This is a genomic window from Ruegeria sp. H6 (genome assembly GCF_056532975.1).
The window spans coordinates 20,650-30,354 of sequence record NZ_JBQFOA010000023.1 but is presented as its reverse complement, the minus strand read 5'-3'; the positions used below and the strand labels follow the sequence as shown (position 1 = coordinate 30,354).

9 protein-coding genes are annotated in these 9,705 nt (G+C 53.9%); 3 read left to right on the top strand and 6 right to left on the bottom strand.

Annotation, left to right across the window (positions count from 1 at the left end; translation table 11 throughout):
* Positions 1-85 precede the first annotated feature (85 nt).
* On the top strand, positions 86-445 hold the full coding sequence (locus ACR0AG_RS22005) for a hypothetical protein (protein ID WP_480842783.1): 360 nt from the start codon (positions 86-88) through the stop codon (positions 443-445).
* 97 nt (positions 446-542) lie between these two features.
* A complete protein-coding gene (locus ACR0AG_RS22000) occupies positions 543-773 on the top strand; it encodes a hypothetical protein (protein ID WP_170511112.1) in 231 nt (76 codons plus the stop codon).
* A gap of 299 nt (positions 774-1,072) precedes the next feature.
* Here ACR0AG_RS22000 and ACR0AG_RS21995 read toward each other — a convergent pair whose 3' ends face one another.
* Positions 1,073-1,843 carry a VOC family protein gene (locus ACR0AG_RS21995; RefSeq protein ID WP_480842780.1) on the bottom strand — a complete coding sequence of 257 codons (771 nt, stop codon included), beginning with the start codon at positions 1,841-1,843 and terminating at the stop codon, positions 1,073-1,075.
* A 383-nt stretch (positions 1,844-2,226) separates the two neighbouring features.
* A complete protein-coding gene (locus tag ACR0AG_RS21990) occupies positions 2,227-2,652 on the bottom strand; it encodes a VOC family protein (RefSeq protein ID WP_480842779.1) in 426 nt (141 codons plus the stop codon).
* 103 nt (positions 2,653-2,755) lie between these two features.
* On the opposite strand from ACR0AG_RS21990, the gene ACR0AG_RS21985 reads away from it, so the two are divergent.
* Positions 2,756-3,349, top strand: a complete 594-nt coding sequence (locus ACR0AG_RS21985) for a TetR/AcrR family transcriptional regulator (protein ID WP_480842777.1) — start codon at positions 2,756-2,758, stop codon at positions 3,347-3,349.
* Positions 3,350-3,496: 147 nt separating this feature from the next.
* Here ACR0AG_RS21985 and ACR0AG_RS21980 read toward each other — a convergent pair whose 3' ends face one another.
* The 4 genes from ACR0AG_RS21980 to ACR0AG_RS21965 are packed head-to-tail and all read right to left on the bottom strand — an operon-like array spanning position 3,497 to position 9,695.
* Positions 3,497-4,855 carry an aminotransferase gene (locus ACR0AG_RS21980; RefSeq protein WP_480842775.1) on the bottom strand — a complete coding sequence of 453 codons (1,359 nt, stop codon included), beginning with the start codon at positions 4,853-4,855 and terminating at the stop codon, positions 3,497-3,499.
* Complete coding sequence (locus ACR0AG_RS21975) at positions 4,848-6,410, bottom strand: trimethylamine methyltransferase family protein (protein WP_480842773.1); 1,563 nt, start codon at positions 6,408-6,410, stop codon at positions 4,848-4,850. Before ACR0AG_RS21975 ends, ACR0AG_RS21980 begins: the two co-directional genes overlap by 8 nt.
* Positions 6,403-7,635, bottom strand: a complete 1,233-nt coding sequence (locus ACR0AG_RS21970) for an aromatic ring-hydroxylating oxygenase subunit alpha (protein WP_480842771.1) — start codon at positions 7,633-7,635, stop codon at positions 6,403-6,405. Before ACR0AG_RS21970 ends, ACR0AG_RS21975 begins: the two co-directional genes overlap by 8 nt.
* Positions 7,632-9,695, bottom strand: coding sequence for an oxidoreductase (locus tag ACR0AG_RS21965; RefSeq protein WP_170572146.1), 2,064 nt, complete (start codon positions 9,693-9,695; stop codon positions 7,632-7,634). Before ACR0AG_RS21965 ends, ACR0AG_RS21970 begins: the two co-directional genes overlap by 4 nt.
* Between the last annotated feature and the right edge of the window lie 10 nt (positions 9,696-9,705).

Here is a 9,705-nt window from a genome sequence, read left to right as displayed (position 1 = left end):
AAATGGAGACTACGCAGCGCCGGGCCTGCTCAGCATCAAGGGGGTCAATATTGGGCGCCGATAGGGGGTCAGGTTTGAATGCCGATTGACACTTGAACAGGCCGCGAGACTGAGCGCCCGCGCGATCGAGCTGAGCCCCAACCCGCCCGGCTGGTACCACGCAAGCACGTTCCTGATCTGTTTCATGAAAGATGATTACAGCGGCGCGCGGTCAGCGGCGCGCAAAGTCGGTGGTGGCATGTGGAATGGTTCTGAAGTGCTTGAGCTTATGTGCATCCCATACACGGAACCGGACGCCGACCTGGATTCAACCCTGTTGGCCCTGAAGACCAACATTCCCGATGTTGACCGTTTTATCCAGACGCTCTACGCGATCTGGCATGTGCCTAGGGACATCTCACAGAAAATGACCGAAGCGCTGCGCACAACCGGGGCGCTGGACTGAGGTCGCGCCGTCAGGATTTTAACGGTGACTCACTCTGCCCATCGTACGGCTGCCCGTAGGAAGGTTCTGAGATCGCAGTCAGACCCGGAAACGAACTATGCTTACTCTACCTCAGCGCCTTGATCTGATGAAACTGGCGACGGATATTGCAAAGACCAAAGCCAGCTGGTCCGAGGAAAAGCCAGCCAATCTGGAAGAGGAAGTCCTTTCTATATTCGAGCTGCTCAAGCCAAGTATAGAAAGCGGCAGCGCCTTTGAGAACACCAGCATGTCCGATGTGAAAACCGCCGTTGACGTCGCCTCGACCATCGACGGTTTCCTGGAATAGCCGGTCCTTGTTTTCAAGGCCAAACAATGCCGTTTCGCATCAGGATGTTGCGTGCTCACAATTCTAACAACTATCAAGTGCAATCGCCCCGACCCGAACCTCAAGTATGGTTCTCGCACACTTCGCTAGCAGCGCGCTTTCCTGCCTTCGCTGCGATTGTGAAAACTGGCGCTAAATGTATTATCTCTAACGGGGCAAAGTGGAATTGGGTTACACTTGTACTAAAGTCAGATTTGAGATTTTTGACCCACTTGAGGATGCCGTTATAGACAATAGACTGCGAACCTTGCGACCGAGCATCAATTCTGGACGACACAGCACAATGCCCCAGTTGCATCGCATACCAGACCATTCTCAAAAGTGTTTTTATTATTCTGATGACGAGCAAGCACGGAACCTGGGCCTGAGTTGATCTTGCTCAGCGCGTTTTCGAGAAATTGGACGCGAACACCCGGCGCCCACGCCACGTTATTGATGGGAACTGCAGGTTCCGCTGTACATATCGCCAACACTTCGTCTTTTAGACTAATTGGTCTCTGTGACGAAGGTACGTTTCTAGCAGGTGAGAGATTCCATCCGAACATTTGGTGGTAGAAGTTGTCGGGGAATACGCCGCTACGGGATAGGTAGTGTTCATGCGTAAACTGACGAGCGGGGACAGGGTATTCGTGCCGCGAAACTGATACACCGAAGAATGCGCCAAGCGGATCGCGTAAGAGGCAGTTCCGACCAACCCCAGGAACTTCAAAGGGAGGTTTCACTACTGATCCTCCAAGCTTGACGGCGAGTTTGGCGGCCTGATCTACGTCTTCGACTTCAACATAAGGAATCCACCCTTCAAAGAGCACCAGATTTTGAGAAACAATCCCGGCCCCTGCCTCTCCATCGAGAGTGGCGAGGACAAAATCTCTATGGCCGCCGCCCCATGCGAAATCTGTGGCGTGTTCGACAATATAGCTCCAACCTGCCACGCATTCGTAAAATGACCTGGAAGCTTCCACATCAGGCGTGAAAAGATCGTGCCAGACAATTCGGCCATCTTTTTCTTTTGTCACCGCGACTTCATCCAAACTGCTTCCGTTCGCCATAACTCTCGCTTGCGGTCCAAATATTGATGCAGATCAATTTGCGCGGTTCTGGTCCGTGAAATCACTCAATTCAGTGGCTCCGTTCGCGGTCAGCCATTCTGCAAACTTAACCATAGCATCTGTTGCGGAGCGATCCGAAGGCTAGGCGAAGCAATATTTACCAGCGTTAACGGCTTCACTGAAGGGTTGTATCAGGCGGCCGTATTCGATGTAGCGTTCGAACATGGGCACAGGTAACAAGGCCGCCCCAGTACCAAAGGTGGCCAGCTCGGCAAGGGCCACTGATCTGTTCAGAATTGGTCCCTTTACACGCGGACAAATCGTTCCAACTGCTTCGAACCAACCTGGCCATCCGGCACCCTGAATTACGACGGTACCGCGTCGGCTGCATATTGAGACAGGAATTCCTCTGAGGGTGGGATCTGAGTGACAACATCAATCAGTACCCCATTCGGATCACGATAAATCGCATGGCGTTGGCCAAACGGCTCGCTTACAAGTGACTTTGCCACCGGAACTCCTTCTGACCGAAGTCGTTCGTCCACTTCGTCGACATCCTCGACTTCAAAGTTGAGGATCATACCCTTAGACGCACCGCGGGAAACATCTGGGATCGTCTCGTGATCCGACTGGACGATTGCGAGATTGACCGACGGATCCACTTCACTTTGTAGATGCACATACCAATCCGCCTCGAACGCAGCGCGGAAGCCAAAGTGACGTTTATAGAACTCTGCTGTCTCAGAAACCGTTTCAGACTGAATGACCGGGTAATATTGAGTGACACGCATTTTTGATCTCCCTAACTTACATGCACTTTGTATGTATCATAGATTTGCAAATACATGCAAGATGTATGTAAGGTGCTTGTAGTGATATTCGGAGCCGCTAGATTTGCCCACAGAAAAACCCGCCCGACGCAGCCAGGCAGACCGACGCGCCGAAACGCGTGCCAAACTCGTAGAAGCTGCCCGAGAACTGTTTGTGGATTCGGGATTTGCCGATACTGCAACCCCGGACATCGTACGTAAGGCCAGCGTAACCCGCGGCGCTCTGTATCATCATTTCAAGGACAAGGCTGACCTTTTCCGCGCCGTCGCAGAAGAGGAGGCCAAAGCAATCTCACACCATATTGACCAGGAAACGCGCAATGTTGCCGATCCCGAACAGGCCATGGTCACAGGATCGAATGCCTTTTTTGATGCGATGTTGGTTCCAGGTCGGGTGCGCCTCCTGATGGAAGAGGCCCCAGCGGTATTAGGGCACAGCACCGCTGTCGCGTTGACCCGGGCCAATGGAACAGAGGAACTTCGTGAAGGGCTTTCGCGGGCTCTTCCTAAGCATTCACCAAAACAGATCGATGCTTTGACTAATTTATTGTCGGCCGCGTTTGATCGCGCCGCTCTTGAGATCGCCTATGGGGGCGATCCGGAGGTCTACAAGGAGGTTATGAACCATTTGATTGGTGAAGTACTCAAGGGCAACTAGCAGACCTCGGAAGCCCCGCAGTATGGGTCCCTACCCTTTCTTCCGTGAGTTACTCGGCCCATTGCGGACATTTAGGAGGGAATTCAAATGCTGCAGTGGCATACCGGTCTGCGGACATCCGCAACAGTGGCGCAAGCTCTTCATTGTTCACTGAATTCCGCCAAGCCACGTTCGTGTCGCTTCAAGCCCTTTGCGCAAGATAGAAAACATCTGCTCAATTTCACTTTCGCTGATGATAAGGGGCGGTGAAAGAACACACATGTTGATAATAGGTCGAACTAATAACCCACGTTTTTGGCATTCTATATCGATCTGGCCGCCAATCTCGTAGTCGCATCCCAGATCGCTCCTGGGATCACCATCGACTGAGCATTGTACGCATCCCATCAACCCCATCCCACGCACATCAGCAACGATGTCAATCTGTCGCAAATGCTGCAGCTGATCCTGAAAAACCGGAGCGACCTCTTGAACGTGTTCGAGAAGTTTTTCCCGCTCAATGATCTCAATGCCCTTCAAACCCGCAGCCGCGCTAACTGGATGACCAGAATAGGTGTAGCCATTTGAGAAGTTTGCATCTTTTCCCGAAACGTCGGCGATCAATCGGTCAGAGATAATCGCGGCACCCATCGGCGCGTACCCAGATGTCATTCCTTTAGCACAAGTTATTATGTCCGGCTGAATGCCGAAAACAGCCTCTGACGAAAACCAATGGCCCAATCGCCCAAAAGCTGTCACCACTTCGTCGGAGATGTATAGAACATCATACTTCTTGCAGATGTTTAGGCAGCCTTGGTGATATCCTTTTGGCGGCACGATCACGCCACCAGATGCCAGAACCGGTTCGGCGATAAAAGCGGCAACATTTTCCGGGCCAAGCGCCAAAATGGCGTTTTCAAGATCGGAAACTTTCTCCTTCAGAAAGCTCTCTTCGCATTGACCAGGTGAACGGTAGAGCGGATTCACGTCTGGCAGGAAATGTGCGAGGTCATCGGCTTTGTCGAGCCAAAGCCGGTCACGCTCTTTTCCACTGACGCTGGCCGCCAAGTATGTGCTTCCATGATAGGCTTTTTGCCTTGAAATGATTTTCTTTTTCTCGGGTCGACCCAAAAGGTTGTTTCTAAAATGGACAAATCGGATAGCCGTATCCACCGCAGTGGAGCCGCCCGTGGTAAAGAAGACATTGTTCAAATCTCCAGGCGCTCGTTTGGCTATTTCGCGCGCGAACCGCGCAGCAGTCGAGTTGGTGTTGCTGAAAGGCGAGAAATAGGCAAGATTCCTAGCTTGCTCAGCCATGGCCTCGGCCATCTCTTCGCGCCCATAACCGATCTGGGTGCACCACATGCCTCCCGGTCCGTCGATCAAGCGTTCACCCTTTTCGTTCACTACATGGATGCCGCTGGCACTTTCGACAAAAGTACGGCTATTTTTGCCTAAAGCTTCCATCCCTTCCCACGGGTGCAAGAAGTGATCGTTGTCCCATTGTTTGGCATTAGAGTTATCCATGATGGGCCATGCTTTCCGCGCTCATTACAAAGGGAAATTCTTCACGCACCTGGGTGTCCAAAGCGCCGAAATAGTTGGGGAAATGACTGTTTAGAATAGAGTTGGCTTTGTCACGGGCGCGGTCCAGCAAATCTGTTTTGCCTTCGTTTTCCCATGTGTCTGTACGCTCACGATCCATAAGTCGCGGATAGACGAATTCGCTGTTCATATAGTTCAGCGTGTGCGGGTTGCCGAGGAAATGGCCGGGGTCGATGGCGCAATCGTGGATCACATCCACAGCCATGGTTTCATCCGTGACCTCTATCCCGCGCAACGACCGCAGGATCATTCCACCCGCTTCGTCATCGATGACCATACTTTCAAAACTACATCCCATGAGGCTACCGATCATACCGCCAAACTCGCAAAGGCGATTGGCACCGGCATGAGCAGCTAGCGTGAAGGTCAGCGCCTTTTCTAACCCGTATTGCGCGTCGGGCAATTTGGCATCGGTCATGCCTGCGCCAACGGATGTGGGAAGGCCATAGAAATTGCCCATTTGAATGGCTGCCGCCCCGACCAGGGCCTGCTCTCCGCTGCCGCCAGTGAACGATCCGCTGCGCAGATCAGTGATAAAAGGCCAGGCGGCAAAGCAGACCGGACAGCCTGGTGTGATGAGGTTTACGATCGCAACACAGGCCAGCGTTTCGGCCACGGTTTGTACCAACGTTCCCGCAAGCGTCGCGGGGGCTGTGGCCCCGGCTTGCGGAGGCACAGCCAGATCGACGGTGAGGCCAAGTTTGGCGGTATCAATCAGGATCTCCATGTTTTCCTTGCCGATCCGCAGCGGCGAAACCATTGGACAGCCGCCAAAAATGACGCTTGGCTTCTTCATGAAAGCCCCTTCGCCACCCTGAGCCAAATCAAACATGCGGATGGCATGCGGGATATGGCTGCGGTCGCGAAAGGTCAGACAGGCAGGCTTTTGGCTGCCTGCGAGCATTGCATATATGGTGTTCATATCGTGAGCGAAATCATCGGTCACATCGGTAGCCAAAACTTTGTCGCCCAGCATATGGATGTTGTCCAAGCGGTCCGCTAGTCGGGTGAAATCATAAACGTCGCGCAGAACCGATGGACGATAGGACTTGGTCTCGGAATCGAAGGTTGTGACGGCCGTGCCAGAGTTGGCGAAATAGACACTCTCGGCCGAGCAATGCATGTCGTCTTTGCCTTCACGCTCACCACGGGCATAGACATAAAACTCTCTGGCGGCAGCCGCCAGGATGTCTTCCATAAGGGCGCGGGGGAAGCACAACCTATTAAGTTCATTCAAAACTGCGCCTTTGGGAAGCACCGGATCAAGCAACTCCGGGAAATGGTCGGTAACGCCCGTGTTTTCCAGAACGGTTAAGGCCGCTTGATGGATGTTCTCCATATCTGCTTGGGTCAGCGGTTTATAGCGGCCGCCACTTAGGCCTCCACGTACAGCCTCATTTCCTGTGGTAGCCTGCTGAACCTTTATGCGCGCGGCGCGTCCGCCGCCGCCGCGACGGCGTGATTTTGCCTCAGCCATGACCGGACATCCTTTTTTCTGGTTCCGGGCTGATCATGTTGAAATAGAAATCGTAGAAGTCCTGGATCGAGGTTTCCATCTCGCCCAAGGGGCCCGGTTGGAAGTATTGAGAATTTACGCCGGACTGGTTGTGGCGAATGATGCGTTCGTCATCCAAAGATGTGACATGCCAAAGCCAGGTCAGGTCTTCTTTGTCGTAGTCTTCGCCTTCTTCGGCGTCAGCGCGAACCAGCCAGACCACCTGAATGTCGGTTTCCTGTAAGCCTCGTGGAATGAAGCGGTAGCCGACCATGTGATCCGAATAAATCAGGAACCAATTCAATGGACCAATATCAAAGTCAGTTGCGCCACCGTCGAAGCCTTTGAGCGTTCCAAGCAATGGTGCAAGTGCCTCGCCCGATTGGCTGCCGGTTTTGTAGCCTTGGTAAAGCGGATAGCGACGATAGTACCCGCTGGTAAATGGGGTCAGCGCAGCGTCGCCGACAAGAGTCAATTCATTGGGTGACAGCCCAGCTTCTACAGCCCTAGCCTTTAGCGGCTCGACCAAACCAGCCATGTCTTGTGGTGATTTCAAGCTATGGGAGCGAGAATACTCTTTGTGCGCTGGCCCGCAGTGGTAGCATTCAAGGTAGTTCTCAACCGCTAGTTTCCAATTCGCGGGTACAGGAAATGACGCGGTATGCGCTACTTTCAAATCGTTCAGGCCATAGGGTTCGACGAGTGGCTCAAGTTTGCTGAGGACAGGATCAAGTGATGGGGTGTTTGCATCGGCACAGACAAAGATCAGGCCCTTGAAGACACTCACCTGAACGGGAAGAAGCCCAAACTTTGACGGGTCGAATTGTTCCCCCATATTGTGACTTGCACGAAGTTTTCCTGATAGCTCATATGTCCATGCGTGGTAGGGGCAAACAAGAACGCGGGCGTTGCCGGACTGTTCAGTGCAGACGCGAGATCCGCGATGGCGGCAGACATTCAAATGAGCACGAATATCGCCATCGCGGTCGCGAACAATGATAATGCTCTCCGGGCCATAGTCGAACAGGAAGTAGTCACCGGGGCTTGGGATTTGACTGACATGCCCTGCCCAAAGCCAGTTGCGGTTCCAGACCCGGGCAATGTCATAGTTATAGATGTCTTGGGAGGTATAGAATTCGCGCGGCAGGGCGTGGCCGTACTGGTGCGAGGCTATCAGCGCATCCAACTCAAACGGTCTGCTGTTCATCTCGTTTCCTCCAAATCGATTATCTCGCGGCGAAACCAATCCTGATCTGCTTCTGCCTTGGGGCGTTCAAAATCACGGGCCGCGCGGTGGCCTGCGAAGACTGCGTCAACGATCAGCCCTGGAGAAGCGGCATCGCCAATAAGTTCGACGGTTTTCAACCTGAGCCCGCGCAAGCTGTCATATAGCGTCGTCTCACGCTGACGTTCAGTGACCAGAATTGTCGAGGCACATGGAATATCCATTTCGCGACCAGTAAAGGCACAACCGATGCGGGCCATGTCACCTTGAACCGCCGTCAGCACCTGATTGCAACGAATGTCGATACCAAGCTCCATCAGACGGGCCTGAATGCGAGGCTGCTCCAAAGTATTGATGGAGTAAGCTGAAACCAAACTCTGCGGCGTGACAAAGACCACCTGGTATCCTGCAGTCGCAAGTTTTTCGGCGATCACTCCTGCCAGATAGATATGATCGTCATCATAGATCATGACCGGGCCATCCGGCGGTAGAACACCATTCATGATGTCATCAGGCGTCAGCACATTGGCGCTTTGCTCGATCTGTGGCACATGGCGCTGGGTGTTACGGCCCATGCCGTCGGTTCGCCAAAGGCTGCCGGTGGCCACAAAGACGTGTTCGACGTCCAGCTCTGCCACTTGATCGCCATCAAGCCTGCTGTCAGTGAACAGCTGAACGTTGCCGCGTTGCTTTAAATCATGCAGACGATAGTCGACGACGCGGGACCAAGCTGCGAGGCCGGGAAGTTTGCTTTCCTTCGTAACCCGCCCGCCCAATTCGGCTGACGCCTCGGCCAACGTTACCTGATATCCTCGCCTTGCCAACTGCATGGCGCATTCAAGACCGGCAGGGCCACCGCCAACAACCAAAGTGTCCGCGTTGCTCTTTTTCGGCGCGATGATCTCGGGGTGCCAACCGCGCCGCCATTCCTCACCCATGGTGGGGTTTTGAGTGCAGCGGATCGGGATGCCCAGATTGTCGGATGAGACGCAGATATTGCAGCCGATACATTCGCGGATTTCGTCAATGCGACCCTTCTCAATCTTTTTCGGAATGAACGGGTCCGCTATGGAAGGTCGCGCGGCTCCGATAAGGTCGACAATTCCCTTATTGACCATCGACAACATCATGTCAGGCGACGTCAGGCGACCGACACCAACCACAGGTTTGCGGGTGATCTGCTTAACGTGGGACAGAAACGCGTTCTGATATCCGTCCTCTGGCTGAAAACGAGTCGTGGCACTGTCATTGGACCAGTCAGCCACATTCACATCCCATAGGTCAGGAAGATCAGCCAAGAGCTCGACAATGGCGCGGCCTTCTTCTGCTGCCTGCATGCCCCCGGCACCCATCATCTCATCAATAGCAAAACGTAACGCCACAGCGCAGCTGTCGCCCACGGCTTCGTGAGTGTCTTCCAGCAGTTCACGTGTCAGACGCACGCGATTTTCGAGCGACCCACCATATTCATCGCTACGCTGGTTCATATGTGGCAGCATGAAATGCTGCGCCAATGTCATGTTGTGCCCGGCATACACATAAATGATGTCAAACCCGGCATCTTTCGCGCGCAAGGCGGCCTCGCGGTGCCAACGGCGGAATTCCCGAATGTCGGCCTTATCCATAGCCTGCGCCTGCTTGGGGTGTGTCGTGTCGACGGACATTTCGGAAGGTGCAAGAACCGGGGCGCGGGTTAGCAGGTTTTGCGCATGATTGCCGTTATGAACCAGCTGGATAGCCGCCAGTGCACCATGTGCATGTACTGCGTCTGTCATCAGCCGCAACGCCGGCACATCGCGCGCGTCCCATAGCCGCCCTTCGGCGTAAGGAGAAAGGTCAGAAGTCGGGTGAATCTCGGTCTCCTGATTGGAAACCACCGCCCACCCGCCTTCGGCCTTCATTCCACGAACGGCAGCATCCGCCCTTGGTCGGAGGTGCCCCAACCCGGTGCAATGAGGCACCTGATAGAAGCGGTTCCTGGCAGTGACTGGCCCGATCTGAACCGGTTCCAAGAGCATAGCATATGGGTTCGCGTCTGACATGTTCACGCGT

Bases quoted from the DNA above. Each gene is read 5' to 3' on its own strand.
- ACR0AG_RS21990 (WP_480842779.1), bottom strand. From the start codon at position 2,652: ATGCGTGTCACTCAATATTACCCGGTCATTCAGTCTGAAACGGTTTCT.
- ACR0AG_RS21980 (WP_480842775.1), bottom strand. From the start codon at position 4,855: ATGGATAACTCTAATGCCAAACAATGGGACAACGATCACTTCTTGCAC.
- ACR0AG_RS21975 (WP_480842773.1), bottom strand. From the start codon at position 6,410: ATGGCTGAGGCAAAATCACGCCGTCGCGGCGGCGGCGGACGCGCCGCG.
- ACR0AG_RS21970 (WP_480842771.1), bottom strand. From the start codon at position 7,635: ATGAACAGCAGACCGTTTGAGTTGGATGCGCTGATAGCCTCGCACCAG.
- ACR0AG_RS22000 (WP_170511112.1), top strand. From the start codon at position 543: ATGCTTACTCTACCTCAGCGCCTTGATCTGATGAAACTGGCGACGGAT.
- ACR0AG_RS21965 (WP_170572146.1), bottom strand. From the start codon at position 9,695: ATGTCAGACGCGAACCCATATGCTATGCTCTTGGAACCGGTTCAGATC.